15 protein-coding genes and 1 riboswitch are annotated in these 22,243 nt (G+C 73.0%); of the genes, 6 read left to right on the top strand and 9 right to left on the bottom strand.

What is annotated here, in order from left to right; genetic code table 11:
* Nucleotides 1-12: 12 nt before the first annotated feature.
* Nucleotides 13-3,339 carry a BTAD domain-containing putative transcriptional regulator gene (locus tag ACFY0K_RS03570; RefSeq protein WP_390638394.1) on the top strand — a complete coding sequence of 1,109 codons (3,327 nt, stop codon included), beginning with the start codon at nt 13-15 and terminating at the stop codon, nt 3,337-3,339.
* A 27-nt stretch (nt 3,340-3,366) separates the two neighbouring features.
* Here the strand turns inward: ACFY0K_RS03570 and pgm are convergent, their stop codons facing one another.
* The 7 genes from pgm to ACFY0K_RS03535 all read right to left on the bottom strand — a co-directional run bounded on the left by pgm (nt 3,367) and on the right by ACFY0K_RS03535 (nt 11,118).
* Entirely contained in the window at nt 3,367-5,007 is a 1,641-nt protein-coding gene (pgm, locus tag ACFY0K_RS03565) for a phosphoglucomutase (alpha-D-glucose-1,6-bisphosphate-dependent) (RefSeq protein ID WP_390638393.1), read from the bottom strand.
* Between the two features lie 196 nt (nt 5,008-5,203).
* A complete protein-coding gene (locus tag ACFY0K_RS03560; protein WP_390638392.1) occupies nt 5,204-5,959 on the bottom strand; it encodes a CbtA family protein in 756 nt (251 codons plus the stop codon).
* 22 nt (nt 5,960-5,981) lie between these two features.
* A complete protein-coding gene (locus tag ACFY0K_RS03555) occupies nt 5,982-6,203 on the bottom strand; it encodes a CbtB-domain containing protein (RefSeq protein WP_351960613.1) in 222 nt (73 codons plus the stop codon).
* A 36-nt stretch (nt 6,204-6,239) separates the two neighbouring features.
* A riboswitch (cobalamin riboswitch) is annotated at nt 6,240-6,381 on the bottom strand.
* Between the two features lie 67 nt (nt 6,382-6,448).
* On the bottom strand, nt 6,449-7,504 hold the full coding sequence (locus ACFY0K_RS03550) for an enoyl-CoA hydratase/isomerase family protein (RefSeq protein WP_390638391.1): 1,056 nt from the start codon (nt 7,502-7,504) through the stop codon (nt 6,449-6,451).
* Between the two features lie 161 nt (nt 7,505-7,665).
* The gene (locus ACFY0K_RS03545) at nt 7,666-8,673 is read right to left on the bottom strand and encodes a VOC family protein (RefSeq protein WP_390638390.1); all 1,008 of its coding nucleotides are present in this window, start codon (nt 8,671-8,673) and stop codon (nt 7,666-7,668) included.
* On the bottom strand, nt 8,670-9,533 hold the full coding sequence (locus tag ACFY0K_RS03540) for an alpha/beta fold hydrolase (RefSeq protein ID WP_390638389.1): 864 nt from the start codon (nt 9,531-9,533) through the stop codon (nt 8,670-8,672). The genes ACFY0K_RS03545 and ACFY0K_RS03540 overlap by 4 nt, the downstream gene beginning before the upstream one ends.
* Nucleotides 9,534-9,543: 10 nt before the next feature.
* A complete protein-coding gene (locus ACFY0K_RS03535) occupies nt 9,544-11,118 on the bottom strand; it encodes a bifunctional 3-(3-hydroxy-phenyl)propionate/3-hydroxycinnamic acid hydroxylase (RefSeq protein WP_390638388.1) in 1,575 nt (524 codons plus the stop codon).
* A 147-nt stretch (nt 11,119-11,265) separates the two neighbouring features.
* Between ACFY0K_RS03535 and ACFY0K_RS03530 the strand changes: the two genes are divergently transcribed.
* The 5 genes from ACFY0K_RS03530 (at nt 11,266) to ACFY0K_RS03510 (ending at nt 19,461) form a co-directional block, all read left to right on the top strand.
* Nucleotides 11,266-12,315, top strand: a complete 1,050-nt coding sequence (locus ACFY0K_RS03530; protein ID WP_390638387.1) for an amidohydrolase family protein — start codon at nt 11,266-11,268, stop codon at nt 12,313-12,315.
* A 131-nt stretch (nt 12,316-12,446) separates the two neighbouring features.
* Nucleotides 12,447-13,643 carry an EfeM/EfeO family lipoprotein gene (locus ACFY0K_RS03525; RefSeq protein ID WP_390638386.1) on the top strand — a complete coding sequence of 399 codons (1,197 nt, stop codon included), beginning with the start codon at nt 12,447-12,449 and terminating at the stop codon, nt 13,641-13,643.
* Complete coding sequence (efeB, locus tag ACFY0K_RS03520) at nt 13,640-14,872, top strand: iron uptake transporter deferrochelatase/peroxidase subunit (protein ID WP_390638385.1); 1,233 nt, start codon at nt 13,640-13,642, stop codon at nt 14,870-14,872. Before ACFY0K_RS03525 ends, efeB begins: the two co-directional genes overlap by 4 nt.
* A 186-nt stretch (nt 14,873-15,058) precedes the next feature.
* Nucleotides 15,059-16,888 carry a phospholipase C gene (locus ACFY0K_RS03515; RefSeq protein WP_390638384.1) on the top strand — a complete coding sequence of 610 codons (1,830 nt, stop codon included), beginning with the start codon at nt 15,059-15,061 and terminating at the stop codon, nt 16,886-16,888.
* A gap of 200 nt (nt 16,889-17,088) precedes the next feature.
* Entirely contained in the window at nt 17,089-19,461 is a 2,373-nt protein-coding gene (locus tag ACFY0K_RS03510) for a SpoIIE family protein phosphatase (protein WP_390638383.1), read from the top strand.
* A gap of 11 nt (nt 19,462-19,472) precedes the next feature.
* Here the strand turns inward: ACFY0K_RS03510 and ACFY0K_RS03505 are convergent, their stop codons facing one another.
* Together ACFY0K_RS03505 and ACFY0K_RS03500 are read right to left on the bottom strand one after the other, a co-directional pair.
* A complete protein-coding gene (locus ACFY0K_RS03505) occupies nt 19,473-20,129 on the bottom strand; it encodes a TMEM175 family protein (RefSeq protein ID WP_390638382.1) in 657 nt (218 codons plus the stop codon).
* Nucleotides 20,130-20,265: 136 nt separating this feature from the next.
* The gene (locus tag ACFY0K_RS03500) at nt 20,266-22,104 is read right to left on the bottom strand and encodes a M1 family aminopeptidase (RefSeq protein WP_390638381.1); all 1,839 of its coding nucleotides are present in this window, start codon (nt 22,102-22,104) and stop codon (nt 20,266-20,268) included.
* Nucleotides 22,105-22,243 lie beyond the last annotated feature (139 nt).

The following is a 22,243-nucleotide window of genomic DNA, read 5'->3' as shown; positions in this document are numbered from 1 at the left end:
GATTCCCGCGGCGTGCTGCGTTTGCGAGTCCTGGGTCCGCTGGGTGCCGACGTCGCGGGGACGCCGGTCGAGTTGGGCGCCCCGCGGCAGCGCGCCGTGCTGGCGCTGCTGATCGCGGCCCGGGGCAGTGTCGTCCCGGTGGACCGGATGACGGACGCGCTGTGGCGGGGTGAGCCGCCGGCCAAGGCCGGTGTGTCGCTGCACGCCTATCTGTCCAACCTGCGCCGGTCGCTGGAGCCGGGACGCCCACCGCGGGCCCCGGCCACCGTCCTGGTCACCGTGGCACCGGGGTACGCGCTGCGGTTGGCCGGGGACGCGGTGGACGCCTGGCGGTTCGAGACCTGGGTCGGACAAGCCCGCACCGCCCCGGCCGAGGAGGCCCGGCGGCTGCTCGCCGAGGCGCTGGGCTGGTGGCACGGACCGGCCTTCGCCGAGCACGCGGACGAGGAGTGGGCCGCCGCCGAGGTGGCCCGGCTCACCGGGCTGTACGCGGAGGCCCGGGAGCTGGCCGTGGCCGCGGACCTGCGCACCGGCCGGGCGGCACAGGCCGCGGCCGACGCCGAGTCGCTGGTCCGGGACGCTCCCCTGCGCGAGGAAGGCTGGCGGCTGCTCGCGCTCGCCCACTGGGCCTGCGACCGGCAGGCCGACGCCCTCGCCGCGGTACGCCGTGCCGGCGCGGTCCTGCGCGCCGAGCTGGGCTGCGATCCCGGGCCGGCCCTGCGGGAGGTGGAACACGCCGTGCTCGACGGGCGGTTCGAGGTGCTGCGCGCGGCCGTGCCCGAGCCCGCCGCCGAACTCCCCGCGCGCTCCGGCCCCGGTCTGTTCGTCGGCCGGAGCCAGGAGTTGCGGACCCTGGCCGGGGCGGCCCGCGCCGCACGCGACGGCGGCGGACTGGCGCTGGTCACGGGCGCGGCCGGGGCCGGGAAGTCCGCGTTCCTCGACCGGGCCGCGGCGCGGCTGCGCGAGACCGGCTGGCGAGTGGTGGTCGGGCGCTGCCCCGAGTACGAGGGCGCTCCGCCCGCCTGGGCCTGGGTGGAGGCGCTGGGCGCGCTCGCCCGCGAGGTGCCGCCTGCCAGGCCGGAGGAGCTGACGGTGCTGCTGCGGGAGCCGGAGAGCACGGCGGCCCCCGCTCCGGACGGCGAGGCCAGCGCCGGCCGCTTCCGCATGCACCGCGCCTTCGCCGCCTGGCTGCGTGCCGCAACCTCCCGGGCGCCCCTCGCCGTCCTCCTCGAAGACCTGCACCGGGCGGACGCCGAGACCCTCGCCCTGGTCGAGACGGCGGCCGCGGTCACCGGCGTGCCCCTGCTCACCGTCGCCGGTTACCGGCCCACGGAGGTCGGCGAGCACCTCCTCAAGACCCTGGCCCACCTCGCCCCGGCCGCCCCGTACCGGATCGCGCTGGACGGGCTGCCGCTCCGGGACACCGCCACCCTGGTGGACGCAGTCTGCGGCACGCCCGTGGACCCGGCGACCGTGGCGGCGCTCGCCGAACGTACCGGCGGCAATCCCTTCTACGTCCTGGAGAGCGCCCGTCTGCTGGCCGACGAGGGTGCCCTGGTCGCGGTCTCCGAGGTCCCCCAGGGGGTGCGGGACGTGCTGCGCAGGCGCCTCGCGCTGCTCCCCGCCGCCGCCCGGTCCGTCGTACAGCTCACCGCCGTGCTGGGGCTGGAGACCGAGGTCGCCCTGCTCGTCGATGCCGCCGAGGCGGACGAGGAGCAGGTGCTGGAGGGTCTCGACGCGGCGCTCGCCGCCGACCTGCTCGGCGAGCCCGGGCCCGGCCGCGTCCGGTTCGTGCACGCCCTGGTCCGCGACACCGTCTACGCGGACCTCTCCGGCGCCCGGCGGTCCCGGCTGCACGCCCGCGTCGCGCGCCTGCTGCGCCACCACCGGCCCGGCGAACTCGCCGCCCTGGCCCATCACTTCGCGCGGTCTGGCAGTACGGCCGACGCCCCGCTCGCCGTCGACTACGCGCTGCGCGCCGCCGAGGCCGCCGAGCGGCGCTACGCCCATGACGTGGCCGTCACCCTGATCCAGCAGGCGATCGACACCTGCACCGCGACCTCGGGCGACGACGCCCCGCCCGACCGGCAGATCGAGCTGCTGGTACGGCTGCTGGGCGCGCAGGTGCGCACCGGCGCCACCGACGCGGCCCGGCGCACCCGGCAGCGCGCGGTGGAACTCGCCGAGCAGGCCGACCGCGGCGACCTGGTCGCGGCCGTGTACGGGGCCTGGACCGAGCCCGCGCCCTGGCGCAGCCGGCTCGAAGGGCCCTACGACCGGACCGCGCTGGCTCGCCTCGAACAGCTCGCCGCCGATCCGGGCCTCGACGGGCCGACACGTGCCCGGGTCCTCCAGGTGCTCGTCGACGCGGTGGCCGCCGAGGACCCGCCCCGGGCCCTGGAGGCGGCCGACGCCCAGCTGGCGCTCGCCCGTGCCGACGGCGCACCGCGCCTGATGGCTGCCGCGTTGATGACCTCGGCACGGTTGCTGCCGCACGAGACCCGGGCCAGGACCCGGCCGCCGCTCACGGCCGAGCTGCGCGACCTCGCCCGGGCCCACGACCTGCCGGCGTATCGCTGGGTCTGCGAGAACCTGGACGCGATGACCGCGGCCGCCCGCAACGACCCGGCGGCCGTGCACCGGCACACGGCGGAGGGTCTGGTCCTCGCCCGCCGCTACCGGCTGGTGTGGGCACAGGGGCTCAGTGCCGCGACCACCGCCATGCTGGCCTGCGTGACCGGGCGTTTCGAGGCCGCGGAGGCCGCCTACACCGAGGCGGACGCCCTGCTGCAGCGGGTGGGCGCCCACCACGCCACCGGTCTGCGCACCCTCGGGCTGATCGCCATGCGGCTCGTCCAGGACCGTGCGGCCGACGTCGAGCCGCTGGTCCGGGCCGTGTACGAGGCGGCGCCCGGCCAGGTCGCGGTGGCGTGGTCGCTGGTCCTGACACGGTTGGGCAGGCTCGACGAGGCGCTTGCCGTACCCGTCTCGGCAGACCCACCGAAGGATCATCTCTACGGCCTGGAACTCGACTTCCGCGCCGAGCTCGCGGTGCTCCACCGGGACCATGACACGGCAGCCGCCCTCGTCGGGCACCTGCGGCCGCTGCGGGAGCAGCTGGCCGGGGCGGCGGGCGCGGCGTACGCGAGCCGCCCGCTGGCGCACGCGCTGGCCGACCTGCACCGGCTGCTCGGCGAGGACCGGGCGGCGGCCGAGGGCTACGCGCTGGCCGAACGCACCGCGCTCGCCTGGGGTTCGGCGCACCTCACGGCGGACGCCCGGCGGGCCGCGGCGGACCTGGCCGAGGCCCGGGCCCGCCGCCGCACGTTCGCGACCTGACGGCCCGGCAGCGGGCCGCCCGCGTCGTCAGCCGCCGAGCGCGGCGTTCACCACCGCCTTCGCCTCCTCCTGCACCCGGGCCAGGTGATCGGGGCCCTGGAAGGACTCGGCGTAGATCTTGTAGACGTCCTCGGTGCCGGACGGCCGGGCGGCGAACCAGGCGTTCTCGGTGGTCACCTTGATGCCGCCGATCGCCGCGCCGTTGCCCGGGGCCTCGGTGAGGACGGCGGTGACCGGCTCGCCCGCCAGGGTCTCGGCGGTGACCTGGGCCGGGGAGAGCTTGGCGAGGAGGGCCTTCTCCTCGCGGGTGGCAGGGGCGTCGATGCGGGCGTAGGCGGGTTCGCCGAAGCGGGCGGTGAGGCCGGCGTAGTGCTCGGACGGCGTCTTGTCCGTCACGGCCGTGATCTCGGAGGCGAGCAGGGCGAGCAGGATGCCGTCCTTGTCGGTGGTCCAGACCGAGCCGTCGCGGCGCAGGAAGGAGGCGCCCGCGGACTCCTCGCCGCCGAACCCGATGGCACCGCTGACCAGTCCGTCGACGAACCACTTGAACCCGACCGGCACCTCGACCAGTTGACGGCCGAGGTCGGCGGCGACCCGGTCGATCATCGAGGAGGAGACGAGGGTCTTGCCTACACCCGCGTCCGCCGCCCACTGCTCGCGGTGGCGGTAGAGGTAGGAGATGGCCACGGCGAGGTAGTGGTTGGGGTTCATCAGGCCGGCGTCGCGGGTGACGATGCCGTGCCGGTCGGCGTCGGCGTCGTTGCCGGTGGCGACGCGGAACTCGTCCCGCTTCTCGATCAGCGAGGCCATGGCGTACGGCGACGAGCAGTCCATGCGGATCTTGCCGTCCCAGTCCAGCGTCATGAACCGCCAGGTGGGGTCGGTGTACGGGTTGACCACGGTGAGGTCGAGGCCGTGCCGTTCGGCGATCCGGCCCCAGTAGGCGACGGAGGCGCCGCCGAGCGGGTCGGCGCCGATGCGCAGCCCGGAGGCCCGGACGGCGTCGAGGTCGAGGACGCTGGGCAGGTCGTCGACGTACACGCCCATGAAGTCGTAGCGGCCGGTGGCCGGCGCGGCGAGCGCACGCTCGTAGGGGATGCGCTGTACGTCCTTCATGCCGCCGGCGATGATCTGGTTGGCGCGGTCCTGGATCCAGGAGGTGGCGTCGGAGGCGGCGGGGCCGCCGCTGGGCGGGTTGTACTTGAAGCCGCCGTCGGCGGGCGGGTTGTGCGAGGGGGTGACCACGACGCCGTCCGCGAGGCCGGTGGTGCGGCCGCGGTTGTGGGTGAGGATGGCGTGCGAGACGGCGGGGGTGGGGGTGTAGCCGTCGGCGCTGTCGACGAGGACGGTCACGTCGTTGGCGGCGAACACCTCAAGGGCGGTGACCTTGGCGGGCTCGGAGAGGGCGTGGGTGTCGGCGCCCAGGAAGAGCGGGCCGTCGGTGCCCTGGCCGCTCCGGTACTCGCAGATGGCCTGGCTGGTGGCGGCGATGTGGTCCTCGTTGAACGCGGTCGTCAGCGACGATCCGCGGTGTCCCGAGGTGCCGAAGGCCACCCGCTGGCCCGGGTCGGACGGGTCGGGGTGCAGCGCGTAGTAGGCCGTGACCAGCCGGGCCACGTCGACGAGGTCCTCCGGAGCCGCCGGCCGGCCCGCTCGCTCATGCGGCATGAGTCCACTTCCTCCGCAGTCGTTGATCGATCGCTCGCCGTCCATCTTTCCCTGTCAGCGGTCACGAACGCGAGTGCGGCACCGGCCGCGCACCGAAGACACGGCGGGTTCAGGGCCGGTTCACAGCGGACGTACCGCCAAGGGCCCCCCGGACGGTTCCGGCGGGCCCTCTCGTGTCGGTGTGGTGTGGTGGCGGTCAGTGCGGAGCGGGCACCGTGCGCGCGGCGGCCGGGGCCTTCGCGGGCTTCGGGTTGAGGACGCGCTCGGCCAGCTCGCCGAAGAGCAGGCCGAATCCGCCCCAGAGCACCAGCTGGATGGCGAGTGCCGAGAGCCGGAACCGCCACAGCAGGGTGGCCGGGAAGTCCGCCGGCACCTCGTTCACGACCGGCAGGAACTGGTAGGCCAGCCCGATGACGACGGCGAACGCGGCCACCGCGAGGACGGTCGCCCACCAGGTGCCCAGCCGCGGCTGGAGCCGTTTGCCGAGGATGGTGGCGGCGACCGCGAGCAGCACGCTGAGGAGCATCATCAGGAAGTACAGCGTGGTCCGCTTGCCGATGGTGTCCGGGTCGCCCACCGACGGCGGGTTGGCCGGGTACTTCAGGAACGGCACGACGTACACGGCGGCCAGGGCGCAGCCGGACAGCAGCATCGCCGTCGCCCGCGGCGAGAATCTGCCGACGCGGCCGAGGGCGAAGCAGTAGGCCAGGGCGGCGATGCCGCCGAAGGCGACGCCGTAGACGAGGACGCCGGTGGCGAGGCCGGCGGTGGACTGCAGGGAGCGGGAGACGACCTCCATCTCGTGCTCGTGCGCGTGGGCGTCCTCGAAGCCGATCGCCTTGTCGACGTTCGGCTCGCCGAGCAGGTAGGCGGCGACGAGGGCGAGCAGGCCGGCGGCCAGGCCGGCGAGCATGCCCCGCACCAGGAGGTTCCGGACCGTTGCGGAGTTCATGGGTGGTACGGCGCCCCTCGCGTCAGTGGCAGGGGAAGCCGAGCAGGTGGCGGGCGTCGTGCACCCACTCGTGGACGTCCGTGCCGCTGAACACGGAGGTGGCGCCCTGTTCGGCGCCGACGAAGTAGAGCAGGACCAGCATCAGGATGCCGAAGAAGACCGCCCAGGGAGCTATCGCGGACAGCGGCAGCTTGGCGGGAACGGCGGGGGTGTTGGCGGTCGGCGGAGCGACGGTCTGCGCCATGGCAGGACCTCCTCTGGGAGTTCGCGTCCCAACTCGGTGGTGCACAGGACGACGGCCACGGGTCTGACTCACGAGCAGCTGCGGGGCTCTCGCATACAGTGGCGCGACCGTTCCGGATTCCCACCGGCTTCCGTCTCGCCGTCGTCGATATCGGACAGACCGTACCGCGTGTCAGGAGCACGGCCAAGACCGCACCATCAGGCGTGATCTTCGTCTCGCACCTGATGGGCGGGTGGTCGAGCGGGTCAGGGGGGTGGGGCGAGGCCCAGTTCGCGGTCGCCGAGCGGGGCGAAGAAGCGGTCGACGTCGGCGTCGGTGACCTCGGTGAGGGTGGCCGGGGACCAGTGCGGGGTGCGGTCCTTGTCGACGACCTGGGCGCGGATGCCCTCCACCAGGTCATGGGTGGCGAGGGTCGCGCAGGAGACGCGGTACTCCTGGTCCAGGACCCGTTCCAGGGTGCCGAGTCCGCGGGCCCGGCGCAGCGCGGCCAGCGTGACCTTCAGGGCGGTGGGCGACCTGGTGAGCAGGGTGTCCGCCGCCTCCTTGGCCGCCGGGTCGCCGTGCGCGAGCAGCCGTTGGACGATCTCCTCGACGGTGCCGGCCGCGTAGCAGGCGTCGATCCACGCGCGGTGCCCGGCCAACTCGCCGTCGGGTGCCTGCCGTACCCGCCGGGCGAGCGCCTCGGGCACGGGCAGGGTGGCGAGGTCGGCGACGAACGCGGGGATCGCGCCGGACGGCATGGAGTGGTCGGCGAGTCCGCAGAGCACGGCGTCGGCGGCGCCGATCGAGGCGCCGGTCAGGGCGAGATGGGTACCGAGTTCGCCGGGGGCGCGGCCGAGCAGATACGTGCCGCCGACGTCGGGCACGAAGCCGATCCCGGTCTCCGGCATGGCGATCCGCGACCGCTCGGTGGCGATCCGGACACTGCCGTGCGCCGAGACGCCGACCCCGCCGCCCATCACGATGCCGTCCATGAGCGCGACGTACGGCTTGGGGAACCTGGCGATGCGGGCGTTGAGACGGTACTCGTCCCGCCAGAACGCGGCCGCGGCCGAGCCGTCGCCGTCCCGGGCGTCGTCGTGGACGGCGCGGATGTCCCCGCCCGCGCACAGGCCGCGCTCCCCCGCGCCGGTGATGACGACGGTCTGGACGGCGGGGTCCTGTTCGCACTCCGTGAGCGCCTCGTCGATGCGGCGCACCATGGCGTGGGACAGTGCGTTGATGGCCTTCGGCCGGTTGAGCGTGAGGTGCGCGGCCCGTCCGTCGACGTGCAGCAGGACGTGTTCGTCGGCGCCGGTCATCCGGACACCTCCGCCGGGCCGTCGGCCGCGATGAGGCGCATGATCTCGTCGGTTCCTTCCGGGATCGAGTGGACGCGTGGGTCATGGACGATCTTCTCGTGTCCGCCGCGTCCGGAGCACGCCGACCCGGTCCCAGGTCCGTCAGGTGCCGGCGGCCGGTGTCAGTCGTCGGGGATGCCGGTTCCGCCGAGTGCGGGGACGGTCCTCTCCGGGTGGAGCAGGGAGCGGGCTCCGAAGCGGAACTGGTCGAGCCTGTCGAGGACGGTCCGGCCGACCGGGGTGTGGCCCCAGATGCTGATGCCCTGGTGGGTGCTGGGTTCCCAGGTGGACTCGTCGATGACGATCGGCTTCCAGCCGACCTCCCACTCGAAGCCGGACGGGGTGCGGGCGTAGTAGGAGAGTTCCTTGTCGTTGGTGTGCTGCCCGACGGACAGGGCCATGTCGAAGCCGAGTTCGTGGACGCGCTGGTAGCTGCGGGCGAGGTCGTCCAGGCTTGCGCACTGGATGTTGAGGTGCTGGACGCGGGTGCGGACGGGGTCGATCGGCAGGCCGCGGACGGCGGCGACGGCGATGGAGTGGTGGCGTTCGTTGACGCGCAGGAAGCGGATCCTGAGTTTGACGCCGCTGATGGTCTCGTCGATGTAGTCGGTGAGGCGGGCGTCGAAGACGGTGCTGAAGTAGCCGCGCATCACGGCGGGTCTGGCCGAGGTGATGGCGACGTGGCCCATCCCGAAGGCGCCGGTGACCCAGCCGGACGCGAGCATGCGCAGGGGCTCCGCAGTGGTGACCGGGGTGGTGTGGATCTCCTGGGTGATGCCCTTGGGTCCGGGGAAGCGGAGGAGTCGTTCGACGCCCCGCTGCTTCGCCTCCTCGGCGGTGCCCTGGACCACGGGGACGCCGTGGGCGCGGACCCGGGACTCGATCTGTTCGAAGGTGGTGTGGTCGTCGAGGTGCCAGCCGACCGCGACCACGTCCTCGGCGGGCCCTCGCCGCAGCAGGAAGCGGCACTCGTGGCCGTCGAGGCGGAACCGCATCAGACCGGTGTCGAGGTCGTCGTGGTGCATGCCGATGGCGTCGGTGCCGAAGCGGCGCCAGTCGGCGAACCGGTTCGTCTCGATGACGACGTAGCCGAGGCGGACGGAGCCGAAGACGTCGGGCCGCGGGTTCATCGCCGGCCTGCCAGGAAGTCCGCGCACAGCCTGTTGAACAGTTCGGCACGCTCCCACTGCACCCAGTGCCCGGTGTTCGCCACCAGGTACAGGTCGCAGTTGGGCAGCCGGCCGGCCAGCATCCGGCCCCCGGAGGGCCGGTTGACCTTGTCCGCGGCACCCCACAGCACCAGGGTCGGCACGGGCAGCCGCGCCAGGCGCCGGTCGCGGGTGAAGTCCGTCTGCCACAGGGTGCGCAGGGACCTGGGACGGGTCAGCGGCGGGTTCGCGACGACCTCGGGGTCGATGCTGTCCTGATAGCGGGAGTCGATGACCGAGTCGGGCACCTCGGCCGCGTTGAAGACGAGGTGGTTGCGGATGAACTTCTCCAGCTTCGGCCGCGAAGGGCCCTCCCCCGTGTAGTAGTTGAGGAGGCTGGTGAGGCCGGGGGTGGGCAGGGTGCGGGTGGTGCCGATGCCGCCGGGACCCATCAGAACCATGCGGTCGACCCGGTCGGGGGTGTCCAGGGCGAGGCGCAGCGCGCAGGCGCCGCCGTAGGAGTTGCCGACCAGGTGGGCCTTTTCCAGGCCCAGTCGGTCCAGTACCCCCCGGATGTGGTCGGCGAGGTGGCCGAACGGGTCCGTGCCGTCGACGCCCTTGGTGCTGCGGCCGTAGCCGGGCAGGTCGGGGACGACGACCCGGTACTCCTTGGCCAGTTCGGCGATGTTGCGGCTGTAGTTGGAGACTCCCGAGGCGCCGGGGCCGCCGCCGTGCAGCAGCAGCACGGGCGGGCCGTCGCCGGTCTCCGCGACGAAGATCTTCTTGCCTGCGACGTCGAGCAGGGACTCGTGCATCGGCGGCAGCGCGGTCTGTGGGGTCATGGGGCGGTCCTCACTGGGCGGAGACGGCGGCGGGCGGCGGCGCGGGCGCGAACCCGGCCGGTGGCGGCGGGAGCCGGGTGCCGGCAGGTGCGGCGGCGTAGACGTAGGCGTCGGGGCGCAGGGCGAGCGTGGCCACGGCGCGCCCGGCCAGCCAGGGCAGCAGCACGCCGTCGCTGTCGACGACCGCACCCTCGGCCGGACGCGAGCCCGGGGGCAGGACGGCCAGCGAGGGCACACCCTCCCACTCGGGCTGCGCCCGGGGCACGCCGAGGTGCAGCAGCAGCCAGCGGCCGCCGAGCACGTCGTCCAGCCGGACCCGTTCCCCGTCGGGGCCGGTCACCCAGGGCTGCGGGATCTGGTGCCCGGAGGCCTTGGTGCGGGGGCGGGCCTGGAAGCCCTGCGCGTAGGACGCGACCGGTATCCAGTTGGAGTCCACCAGCCGGGAAGCAAGACCCGGCACCCGGCGGATCGACCGCAGCACGCCGTTGCGGGCCCGGGCCACGGGAAGCCGGCGTTCGGTGATGAGCCGGCCGACGAAGACCGCCCGCCGGGTCACCTCCTTCACGTGCGGCTTGCGCTCTGCCTCGTAGGAGTCGAGCAGGCTCTCCGGCAGCTCGCCCCGCAGCACGGCGGCCAGCTTCCAGCACAGGTTGGCCGCGTCCCGTACCCCCGCCGCCATGCCCTGCCCGATCCACGGCGGCATCGCGTGCGCGGCGTCCCCGGCCAGGAAGACCCGGCCCACCCGGAACCGGGCGGCGAAGCGGACGTGATGGCTGTACACGGTGGCCCGGAGGATCTTGATCTGGTCCCGGCCGATGCCGTACCGGGACACCATCGCGTAGATCGCGTCGTCGCCGCTCATCCGCTTCTCGTCGTCGCCGGGCAGGACCGGGAACTCCCAGCGGTGGTGGCCCAGCGGTGTCGGGCAGTCCACCGCCGGGCGCGCCGGGTCGCAGCGGAACCGCAGCCGGTCGTGGTCCGGCCACGGCCTGAGCATCTCCGTGTCGACGACCACCCAGCGGTCCTCGTACGTCCGCCCCTCGTACCCCACGTTCAGCTGGGCCCGGGTGAGGCTGGAGCCGCCGTCGGCCGCGATGACGTACCGCGCGCGCAGCCGTCGTAGCGAGTCGTCGGCACCGGCCACCGTCAGTTCGACGCCGTCCGCGTCCTGACGCAGCCGCAGGCACTCGTGGCGGAGCAGCACCGACACGTTCGGATAGCGGTCGACGCCCTCGCGCAGGACCTGCTCCAGTGCGGGCTGGTAGAGGAACATCTGCGGCGGATGGCCGTGGCCGCGCGGGGCCGGGCAGGCGCTGAGGAAGGTGCGGCCCCGCGCGTCGACGAAGTCCAGCGGCCGCTCGGCGAGCATGTCCAGCTTCAGCCGCTCGGCCAGGCCGATGCGCTGCCAGATCCGGATGACCTCCTCGTCCGTGGAGATCGCCCGTGCCCGGGAGTAGACGTCGGCCTCCCGCTCCACCACCACGACCCTGAGGCCCGTCCCGCCCAGCAGGTTGGCCGCGGTCACCCCCGTGGGTCCGAAGCCGATCACCGCCACGTCGTAGGCGTCGTCGTCGGCTCCGTTCACGGCTCTCGCCTCACTGCTCACCCGGCCACCTCATGTCGTTCCTGTCGCGGCTCTTTGCTGTAGCGTTTGTTCCAATTGGAATGTCCACTACGGTAAGCAGGCCGTCGAAGGGCGGTCAAGTGCCGTCACGAGGGGAAAGGCACTCCCATGAACAGCGCATCCCGCCGCATCGACGTCCACCAGCACCTGATCCCGCCCTTCTACCGGGACGCCCTGGCCGGACACGGGATCGCGGAGGCGGGCGGTCGCGCACTGCCCGCCTGGAGCCCCGAGGCGGCGCTGGAGCAGATGGATCTGCTCGGCACCGAGACGGCGATCCTGTCCGTCTCCACGCCGGGCACCGGATTCCTCGCCGACTCCGGCGAGGCCGCCGCCATGGCCGGGCGGCTGAACGACTTCTCCGCCGCGCTCGCCGCCGGGCACCCGACCCGCTTCGGGTGGTTCGCCACCGTGCCGCTGCCGGACGCCGCCGCGGCGGCCCGGGAGGCCGAACGGTCGCTGGCCGGGCTCGGCGCCGACGGCGTCACCCTGCTCGCCAACACCGCGGGCGACTATCTCGGGGCCGACGGCCAGGACGCCCTGTGGCGGGTGCTCGACGAGCACCGCGCGGTCGCGTTCGTGCACCCGGCGGAGCTGCCCGGCCCCGCCGTGGCGGGGATCCCGCCGTTCGCCGCCGACTTCCTCCTCGACACCACCCGCGCGGCCTATCTCCTGGTGCGGGCCGGTGTCGTGCGCCGCTACCCGCGCATCCGGTTCGTCCTCAGCCACGCGGGCGGTTTCGTGCCGTACGCCTCGCACCGCATGGCCGTCGCCCTCGCGGCCGACACCGGGCGCAGCCCGCTGGACATCCTGGAGGACCTCCGCGGCTTCTACTTCGACACCGCGCTCTCCTCCAGCCCGGCGGCGCTGCCCACGCTGCTCGCCTTCGCCCGGCCCGGCCACGTCCTGTTCGGCAGCGACTGGCCGTTCGCACCGGCCGCGGCGGGCCAGTACTTCGCCACCGGACTGGACAGCGGTGTCGACCCCGGCACGCTCGCGGCCGTGAACCGCGGCAACGCCGAGGCGCTCTTCCCCCGCCTGGCGGGCACCCCCGCCCCGGCTCCCGCCGCACGCCCGTTCCCGTCCCGGCTGCGGCAGTCCGTGCGGCGCGCCGCGGCCCGCGCCGTCTTCCGGCTGGTCCAGCCCGGTACCGACTGAGCGGCCGCGCCGGCTGCCCGGTGAACCGGCGTGGAACTCTTGGTCACGGGTTTCCCTGCGACGGCCGTTCGAGTACCAAGGGCTGCCTAACATGAGGCGATCACGAACGGTACGAACCCCGGGAGCTCGGGATGGTGTTGTCCGGCCTCGACTGGAGGTCGTCGCGTCCCTGGACGGTCGTCGGTGTCGCCGTCGTGTGCCTGGTCGCCGGAGTACTGACGTTCACGCGCCACTCACGCCCCGCGCACGCCGACCCGACCGCGCTGCCGCACACCACCGTCGAGGTGTCCGCCAGCGGCTGCGGCCGTGGGTGGAGCGCACCGGTGTCCGGCGTCCAGGTCTTCGACCTGCACAACCCGACCGACGGAGCCGCCGAGGTCCTCCTGGAGGACCCCGGGAGCCAGGCCGTGTACGGCGAGGTCGAGGGCATCGGGCCGGGTACGACCCGGGAGCTGACCGTCCGGCTCGGCAAGGGCGCGTACGCGTTCAAGTGCGTGCCCGACGACGCCGACGCCGTCACCGGGCCCACCGTCCGGATCGCCAGGGGCAGCAGCGGCCCGGCAGCCGCCCCGGTCACCGAGCACGACCTGATCCCGCCGGCGCTCGCCTACCAGAAGTGGGTCGGCAGCGGCCTGTCCGACGTCGTACGGCTGACGACCGCCCTGCGCGCCGCGGTCGACCGCGGCGATCTGGCCGCCGCCCGCACCGCCTGGCTGCCCGCGCACCTGGAGTACGAGCGGCTGGGCGCGGCGTACGACGCCTTCGGCGACGCCGACGGCGCGATCAACGGCACGGACGCGGGACTGCCCGGCGGGGTGCACGACAAGGACTTCACCGGCTTCCACCGGATCGAGTACGGCCTGTGGCACGGCGAGTCCGCGGCCGGTCTGCGCGGCCCGGCCGCGGCCCTGCTGAAGGCGGTCACCGCGCTGCGCGACGAGTGGGCGCAGGCCCGGATGGACCCCGCCCAGCTGGGGCTGCGGGCGCACGAGATCCTGGAGAACACGGTGCAGTTCGAGCTGACCGGCCGTACCGACTACGGCAGCGGCAGCAGCCTCGCCACCGCCCGCGCCAACCTGGACGGCACCGTGGAGGTCATGTCCCGGCTGCACCCGCTGCTCGCCACCCGGTACCCGGATCTGCCTGCGCTGGAGAGCGAGTTGAAGCGGGCCGGGACGGTGCTCGACCGCTTCGGGCACGGCGGCGCCTGGACGCCGTTGGCGAAGCTGGGTCACCGGCAGCGCGAGGACGTCGACGCGGTCCTCGGCGACCTGGTGGAGCGGCTCGCGTCGGTGGCGACCCTGTGCGATCCGCGGAGGACGGTATGAGCGCGAACGAGACGGCCGGCAAGGGCGGCGTGGGCCGCCGCGGGTTCCTGCGCGGCGCGGCCCTCGCGGGGGCCGGGCTGGCCGCCGGCGGCGCGGCCGCCCCCGCCGCGGACAGCACCGCCCCGGGCACGGTCGCGCCCTTCCACGGCGCCCGCCAGCAGTCGGCGATCGCCGCGCCCCGCCGGACGACCGTGTTCGCCTCCTTCGACGTCACCGCCGGGAGCCGCGCCGAGCTCACCGAGCTGCTGCACACGCTCACCGACCGCGCCCGCTTCCTCACCTCGGGCGGCACCCCGGACCCGGCCGGGATCACCGCCCCGCCCGCCGACTCGGGCGTCCTCGGTGAGCAACTCCCCTCCGGTGCGCTGGCGGTGACCGTCGGCGTCGGCGCCTCGCTCTTCGACGACCGGTACGGGCTCGGGAAGCTGAGACCGCGTCGGCTGACCACGATGCCGGCGTTCCCGGACGACGACCTGCGGCCCGAGTGGTGCCACGGCGACCTGAGTGTGCAGTTGCACGCGGACGACCCGGACACCGTGCTGCACGCGCTGCGCGACATGGCCCGGCACACCCGCGGCGGGATGCAGGTCCGCTGGCGGCTGGACGGCTTCACCAGCCCGCCCCGCCCGTCCGGCACCCCGCGCAACCTGCTGGGCTTCAAGGACGGCACCGCCAACCCGGAGACCGGCAGCGCCCGGGAGATGGACCGGCTGGTGTGGGTCGGCAAGGACTCCGGCGAACCGGAGTGGGCGGTGGGCGGCAGCTACCAGGTGGTGCGGCTGATCCGGATGCTGGTGGAGTTCTGGGACCGGGTCTCGCTCGGCGAGCAGGAGCGGATGTTCGGCCGGTCGCGCGAGTCCGGGGCGCCCCTGGACGGCAACGCCGAGCACGACACGCCTGGTTACGCCGACGACCCCAAGGGTGACGTCATCCCGCTGGACGCGCACATCCGGCTGGCCAACCCGCGTACCGCCGCCACCGCCGACCAGCGGCCGCTGCGCCGTGCGTACAACTACGACCGGGGCATGGACGGCAACGGCAACCTCGACATGGGGCTGCTGTTCTGCTGCTACCAGCAGGACCTGGCCCGGCAGTTCGAGACCGTGCAGAAGCGGCTGGCCGGGGAACCGCTGGTCGACTACGTCTCGACGTTCGGCGGCGGCTACTTCTTCGCGCTGCCCGGGGTGCGGGACCGCAACGACTGGTACGGACGCGCTCTGCTCGCCTGAGCTTGTTCGAACAACTCCGCGGCAAATCCGTAACCCACATGGTCAATACACAGTCAAGTTTTGCCCCAACATCCCTGACCCGGTGTTCATGCGCACGCCATCATGACTCCGCCGCGGCGCCCGCAAGCGGGCGAAGCATCCCTGCCTGTACGACGCAGTGACGTTCATGCCCGGAGGGGAACCAGCATGGCCAGCACAGGAAGACGAACGGCGATGAGGAGCCTCGGCGCCCTCGCGGGGGCCGCCGCGCTCACGGTCCTCGGGGGCACCGCGCCCAGCTGGGCCGCCGTACCCGCCGGGCACGGCGGCTCGTCGACCGCTACCCCGATCAAGCACGTGGTCGTGCTGTTCGACGAGAACATCTCCTTCGACCACTACTTCGCGACCTACCCGAAGGCCGCGAACACCGACGGCACGAAGTTCACGGCGTCCAAGAAGACCCCGAAGGACGTCGACACCGTCGCGCACGCCGGGCTGCTGACGAAGAACCCGAACCAGTACGCGCCCAAGCGGCTCTCCCCGGCGCAGGCGATGACCTGCGACCAGAACCACTCCTACGGGCCCGAGCAGCTGGCCTACGACGGTGGCAGGGCCGACCAGTTCGTCCAGAACACCGAGGTCGACAAGTGCTCCGGCGGCCTGTTCGGCGAGCCGGGCCTGGTCATGGACTACTACGACGGCAACACCGTCACCGGTCTGTGGAACTACGCCCAGCAGTACGCCCTCAACGACCGCTCCTACAGCTCGGTCTACGGCCCGTCCACGCCCGGCGCGCTCAACCTGGTCTCGGGCCAGACGCACGGCGCGGTCTCGGTGGACCCGGTCACCGGCAAGCAGACGTCGACGCCGGACTCGTACGCCATCGCCTCCCCGGACGCGAAGGGCGTCGGCACGGTCGTCAACGACCCCGACCCGGCCTTCGACGACTGCTCCGACAAGGACCACACCAGCACCAGCGCGCTGGCCGCGCTGCAGGGCAAGAACATCGGTGACCTGCTCAACTCCAAGAAGGTGACGTGGGGCTGGTTCCAGGGCGGCTTCCGTCCGTCCACGGCCTACAACGGCACCTCCGGCTCCTACGCCAAGTGCGACACCACGCACACCAACGTCGGCGGCGCCTCGGTGGTCGACTACAGCCCGCACCACAACCCGTTCTCGTACTACAAGTCGACGTCCAACCCGCACCACGTGGCGCCGAAGAACGTGAACGAGATCGGTCACAACGGCCGGGCGAACCACAACTACGACCTGACCGACTTCACCGCGGTCGCCAAGGCGGGCAGGCTCCCGGCCGTCAGCTTCCTCAAGGCCGGTGAGTACCAGGACGGCCACGCCGGCTACTCCGACCCGATCGACGAGCAGCACTTCCTCGTCAACGAGATCAACACGATCCAGAGCTCGCCGCAGTGGAAGTCCACCGCGATCGTCGTCGCCTACGACGACTCCGACGGCTGGTACGACCACGCGTACGCCAAGCCCCGCAACGGCTCCAAGGACACCACGGTCGGCTCCAACGGCAAGGCCCTGGACAGCGCGGCCTGCCAGGCCGGCCCGGCCGCGTCCGGCGGCTACGCCGACCGCTGCGGCCCCGGCACCCGGCAGCCGCTGCTGGTCGTCTCGCCGTACAGCAAGGTGAACAAGGTCGACCACACCCAGACCGACCAGGCCTCGATCACCCGCTTCATCGAGGACAACTGGCACACCGGCCGCGTCGGCGACCACTCCTTCGACGCGACCGCGGGCTCGCTGACGAACATGTTCGACTTCCGGCACCCGAACAACAAGCAGGTGCTGCTGAACGCGGACGGCTCCGTCAAGCACATCGGCCCGATCCGCCACGTCTCCGCGGTGAGCACCCACATCACCCCGGGCCCGGCGATGGTGAACACGGCCGCGACGACCGGCTCCGGCCGGTTCCCGGCCCTTCCGGTCACCCTCGGTGCGGGCGCCCTGGTGGCCGCCGGCGCCACGGGCACGTACCTGACGCTCCGCCGCAGGCAGCGCACCACCGCCTGACGCCCCCCGTCCTGACCCGCTCGGCACGGTCCTCCTCCCCGGACCGTGCCGAGCGGCGTTGCGTCACAGGTGCCGAGGGACGGTCCCGCGCCCCGGGCGATCAGGAGCTTTTCGTGGCGCGGCTGCAGCGGGCCGGCCGTGCGGTTGTCGTCCGTCCTGCGGCACGGGATGCTGAGGGGGCACGGAGGGAAGCGGTGCCCATGGATCGTTTTCCGAACGCGGCCGACGTCGATTTCCACAGTCCTCTGGACCTCACCAAGGCCGCGGCCGCGGTGCTGGACGCCGACGGCCGCATCTCGGGCTGGAGCCCCTCGGCCCAGCGCCTCCTCGGGCATCCGGCCGAGGACGTGCTCGGCCGGCCGGCGGCCCTGCTGCTGGCGACGGATCCGGGACAGCGGCCCTCCTCGCTCTGCACGGCGCACCGGCCCCGCAGCACGGTCCTGGACCTGACCTGCCGGGACGGGCGTACCCTGCGCGCGGCCGTGACCTTCAGCCCGGTCGCGACCCAGGACATGGCCGCGACCGTCGTGCTCGCGGCGGAGCTCAAGGAGCTGCGCTGCTGGGAGTCCCAGCTGGCCATGTTGCAGGGGCTGGCCACCGAGTCCTCCGTGGGCCTGACGATCTTCGACACCGACATGCGGGTCGTCTGGGGGAACGTCTCCACCGATCTGGAGCTCGCGGGGATCGCCCAGTACGTGGGCCGTCCGGCGGCGGACCTCTTTCCCGAGGGCGAGTTCATCTCCCGGCACCATCCTCCGGACGAGGACCAGATCATGGAGCACGTGCTCACGACGGGCGAACCGATCATGGGCATGCACTACCGGGGACGGGCCCCCGCCGACCCGGTGCGCGAGCACGTCTGGTCCTGCTCGTACCACCGGCTGGTGGACGCCAGGGGCGAGCCGCTGGGCCTGTTCGAGGAGTCCCTGGACATCACCGACCGCTACCGGGCCCAGGAACGGCTGTCGCTGCTCGTGCGGGCGGGCAAGCGCATCGGCGCCTCGCTGGACGTGCGCCGCACCGCCGCGGAACTCGCCGACGTGGCGGTGCCGCAACTGGCCGACGAGGTACTGGTCGACCTCCCGCCTGCGGTCATCGAGGGCCGGCAGCCGCCGACGGGTTCGGCGCCGGGGCACAGCCTGCTGCGGATGCACGGCCGGACCCCGGAGGAGTTCCGGACCACTCCCGTCTCCTACCCGCCGTCGTCGCCGCAGGCCCTGAGCCTGGCCACCAGCCGCCCCGTCGTCGATGCCGCCCCGCCCACGTCACCGGCCGGCCCCGCTCCGGACGGCCGGCGCTCCAGCCTCTTCGTCCCGCTGCTCGCCCGGGACGCGGTCCTCGGCCTCGCCACCTTCCGGCGCAGTCACAACCCGGACCCCTTCGGGCCCGAGGAGCAGACACTCGCCGTGGAGCTGACCGAGCGGGCCGCCGTCGGCATCGACAACGCCCGCCGCTACACGAGCCAGCACGCCGCGGCCCTGGTGCTGCAGCGCAGCCTGCTGCCGCAGCACCTGCCCGAGCAGAGCGCGGTCGACGTGGCGTACCGGTATCTGCCCGCCGACAGCCGGGTGGGCGTGGGCGGCGACTGGTTCGACCTGATCCCGCTCTCCGGTGCCCGGGTGGGGCTGACCGTCGGCGACGTGGTCGGCCACGGCGTGCACGCGGCCGCGACCATGGGCAGGCTGCGCGCCACCGTACGGACCCTGGCCCTGCTGGACCTGGACCCGGCGGAGCTGCTGACCCGCCTCGACGGCCTGGTCGCGCAGGACTCCGAGCCCCACGCGGACGACGGGCTGGGCGACGAGGCGCTCGGGGTGACCTGCCTGTACGCGATCTACGACCCGGTGAGCGGCCGCTGTGTCTGGGCGAGCGCGGGTCATCCGCCGCCGATCGTGGCCGACGCGACCGGCTCGGTGGCGCTGTCCGCGCTGGCGCCGGGGCCGCCCCTGGGGCTGGGCAGCCTGCCCTACGAGAACGTCGAGCTGAGCCTGTCCAGCGGCAGCGTGGTGGCGTTCTTCACCGACGGGGTGGTGGAGGACCGGCGCACGGACATCGACAGCGGTATCGACCGTCTCGCCCATGTGCTCACCTGGCAGCGGTGCCCGCTGGAGGAACTGTGCGACAGGGCGCTGTCAACGCTGCCGCCGGGGCCGCAGGCGGACGACGCCACCCTGCTGCTGATCCGCACCCGGCGGCTGGGGGCCGGCCAGGTGGCGGACCTGGAGCTGCCGCCCGACCCGGCGATGGTGGCCCGGGCGCGCACGGACACGGAGCGCCAGCTGGAGACCTGGGGCCTGGCCGACCTGGCGTTCACCGCGGAGCTGGTGGTGAGCGAGCTGGTCACCAACAGCATCCGGTACGCCAGCGGGCCGGTGATGCTGAGGCTGATCAAGGATCGCAGCCTGTTGTGCGAGGTCTCCGACAACGCGCACACGGCACCGCACCTGCGGCGGGCCCGCCGGGACGACGAGGGGGGCCGCGGTCTGTTCCTCGTCGCCCAGATGTCGCAGCGCTGGGGCACGCGCTACACCGGTTCCGGGAAGACCATCTGGGCCGAGCTGGCCCTCCCCTGACCCGCGCGGGCCTAGGGCTGGTCCCCGGCCGTGGCCGGTCCGGCCGGTGCCGGTGTCCGGTGCAGGGCGCGGACCGGGATCACCAGCAGCCACCAGTACTTGGCGAGGCCGGGTGACCAGAACGCCAGCGGGATCGCGGTGACGAAGACCAGGACGTGCAGGGCGCTGCGGCGGACCGACGTCCGCAGCTCCGCGGGGTCCGTGCCGGGGGCGGCCAGCGCCGGGGCGGCCAGCAGGCGCAGGTACATCGCGCCGAGGAAGCCGAGGGACAGCGCGATCGAGCCCGAGTAGCACGCCGTGGCCGCCGCCGTCCGGCCGTACTCGCTGATCAGCTTGGTCGGGAAGGGCAGCGCCGCGGCGACCGCCAGCAGGGCGAAGTACAGGTAGAGCAGCCAACGGTCGACGGTCGCGATCAGCCGGAACAGGGCGTGCTGGGTCAGCCAGAGCACGCCGATGACGGCGAAGCTCAGCAGGTACGCGCCGATCGCGGGCAGCAACTCCCGCAGGGCGTGCGGGACTTCCGAGTCGTGCAGGCCTTCGGGGACGGTGATGTCGAGGGCGAGCAGGGTGATGGCGATGGCGAAGACGGCGTCGCCGAGCATCGCCAGTCGCTCGGGGCTCACGGCGATCTCGCTGCGGCGCAGGGTGAAGGGGCGGGAGTTCCTCATGTGAAGGACACCAGGGGCTCGTCGGCGTGGGGACGACGACAGAGGTACCACACGGCGGTGTACGGACGGAGCGGGAAAGATCCCCTGGTCTGTGCTGTGCCCGTTGGGGAAATTCCCCGCCCCTTCCGGACGGGTGTCAGCCGTCGATGCGGTGCGTGGTCCAGAACGACGTCAGGTCGGTACTGGTCGCGGCCTGGGCCGCCGCCTTGAACTCGGCGGTGGTCGAGACGCCGTACCAGTGCGAACCGGCGTAGCTCTTGAGGAGGTTGGTCATGGCGGTGTCACCGATGAGGCGGCGCAGGTCGTGCAGGGCGCACTTGCCGTAGCCGTAGACGACGGTGGAGTAGCGGGAGGAGTGGGCGTCCCAGTAGGCCATCGAGTTGGTGATCTTCTCGGCCGACGAGGCCCAGGAGACGCTGTTCCAGCAGTTGGTGCCGGTGAGTCCCTGCGCCAGGTCGGTGGCGTAGTCGGTGAACGCCTCGTCCAGCCAGGGGCTGTTGTACTCGTCGTCGCCGACGATGCCGTACCACCACTGGTGGCCGATCTCGTGGGTGAGCGCGGTGGTGCTGACGAGGTCGAGGACGAAGCCGGGGTACTCCATGCCGCCGAACCAGAAGTTGTTGTCGATGACCGCGTCCAGTTCGCCGTAGGGGTAGGCCCCGAAGCGGCCGGCGTGGGCGTCGACCGCCGACTTGGCGGTGGTGAGCATGGACTGGGCGCTGGAGGAGCTGATGCCCGAGACGGAGTAGATGTTGATCGGGACCCCGCCCGGGGAGGTGCCGGAGATCTTGCTGAACGGCCCGGCCGCCCAGGCGAAGTCACGGACCTTGGAGGCGGTCGCGGTGGTGACGGTACGGCCGCTGGTGCCCGGGGTGTCGACGGAGGTGCCGGTCGCCGGGACCAGGAGGCTGCTGGGGTGGTCCAGGGTCACCTTGAAGTCGGCGGCCAGGGAGTAGAAGGACTCGCCGTTGTTGGTGTACGGGTCCAGGTGCCAGCCTGAGCCGTCGCGGACCGCGAGGACGGGCAGCGCGTTGCCGATCATGCTGAAGGCGCCGTCGTAGCCGAAGCGGTCGGCACCGCTGGGGACGGTGATGCCCAGGTCGAAGCCGATCGTGGTGCTCTGGCCCTGGGCCAGCGGTGCCGGCAGGGCGACCTGCAGGGCCGTGCAGGCGACCGAGAGCGCTCCCGCGGTGCCGCCGGTGACGTTGCTGACGGTGATCGGCGGGGCCGAGCAGGTGCCGTGGTAGTTGTCCCACAGCCGGAGGTAGACCTCGCTGAGCGCGGTCGCGGAGGCGTTGGTGAAGGTCACGCTCTCGTGGCCGGTCCAGCCCGTGCCGGTGGAGTTGCTGGTCAGGCTGACGGTGTACGACGGGGACGCCGGGGTACGGGTGGTGTCGCCGGGGGTGGTGGCGGCCGAGGTGTCGAGGGCGACGTCGTCGACGACGAAGCTGGTCTGGAGGCTGGAGTCCTCGGTGCCGGTGAAGGCGACGGTCACGGTCTGGCCGGCGAAGGCGGACACGTCGAACGACTTCTTCACGTACCCGGTGTTCTTGTCCAGGTTGGACCAGGTCGCCAGCGTGGTGCTGCCGATCTTCGCCGTGAACTTGTCGTACGCCGTGGACGAGGTGGTCTCGGCGGTGTCGACGTGCAGCCAGAAGGAGAGCGTCGCAGCGCATCCGGAGGGGACGCTGACGCTCTGCGAGAGCGTGTCGGTGTGGGTGGAGCCGGTGCCGTCCAGCCAGGCGAAGCTGGAGCCGCCGTGGGCGGACTGGCCGGAGCGGCTGGTGATCACGCTGGTCGAGGACTGGGTCCAGGGTGACGTGCCGCTCTCGAAGCCGCCGTTGGTGACGACCTGGGCGGGCGTGCAGGCCGCCTGGTCGGCGGCCGACGCCGTGCTGCCGGGGAGCAGGGCCGCGGCGAGCGCCGCGATGGCCAGCGCGCTGGTGGCGAAGGCCTTGTGGGGGGTCGATCTCACACGAAACTCCTTTGCGGAGGCCGGGATCCTGGCCTGCTGAGTGGCCGCCGGTCCGGCTGGGGTGCGCCGGTGGCGGCCTCACGCGTTGCGCAGTGGTGCGAGTCGGAAGCCTGACAGACTTGACCAGGCCATGTCACTA

The sequence above is a fragment of the Streptomyces sp. NPDC001507 genome (genome assembly GCF_042894765.1).
Classification (GTDB): domain Bacteria; phylum Actinomycetota; class Actinomycetes; order Streptomycetales; family Streptomycetaceae; genus Streptomyces.
This window is presented reverse-complemented; position numbering and strand designations above follow the sequence as displayed.

Coding starts and splice junctions, on each gene's coding strand:
- pgm (WP_390638393.1), bottom strand. CDS start 5,007: ATGCCGCATGAGCGAGCGGGCCGGCCGGCGGCTCCGGAGGACCTCGTC.
- ACFY0K_RS03560 (WP_390638392.1), bottom strand. CDS start 5,959: ATGAACTCCGCAACGGTCCGGAACCTCCTGGTGCGGGGCATGCTCGCC.
- ACFY0K_RS03555 (WP_351960613.1), bottom strand. CDS start 6,203: ATGGCGCAGACCGTCGCTCCGCCGACCGCCAACACCCCCGCCGTTCCC.
- ACFY0K_RS03550 (WP_390638391.1), bottom strand. CDS start 7,504: ATGACCGGCGCCGACGAACACGTCCTGCTGCACGTCGACGGACGGGCC.
- ACFY0K_RS03545 (WP_390638390.1), bottom strand. CDS start 8,673: ATGAACCCGCGGCCCGACGTCTTCGGCTCCGTCCGCCTCGGCTACGTC.
- ACFY0K_RS03540 (WP_390638389.1), bottom strand. CDS start 9,533: ATGACCCCACAGACCGCGCTGCCGCCGATGCACGAGTCCCTGCTCGAC.
- ACFY0K_RS03530 (WP_390638387.1), top strand. CDS start 11,266: ATGAACAGCGCATCCCGCCGCATCGACGTCCACCAGCACCTGATCCCG.
- ACFY0K_RS03525 (WP_390638386.1), top strand. CDS start 12,447: ATGGTGTTGTCCGGCCTCGACTGGAGGTCGTCGCGTCCCTGGACGGTC.
- efeB (WP_390638385.1), top strand. CDS start 13,640: ATGAGCGCGAACGAGACGGCCGGCAAGGGCGGCGTGGGCCGCCGCGGG.
- ACFY0K_RS03515 (WP_390638384.1), top strand. CDS start 15,059: ATGGCCAGCACAGGAAGACGAACGGCGATGAGGAGCCTCGGCGCCCTC.
- ACFY0K_RS03510 (WP_390638383.1), top strand. CDS start 17,089: ATGGATCGTTTTCCGAACGCGGCCGACGTCGATTTCCACAGTCCTCTG.
- ACFY0K_RS03505 (WP_390638382.1), bottom strand. CDS start 20,129: ATGAGGAACTCCCGCCCCTTCACCCTGCGCCGCAGCGAGATCGCCGTG.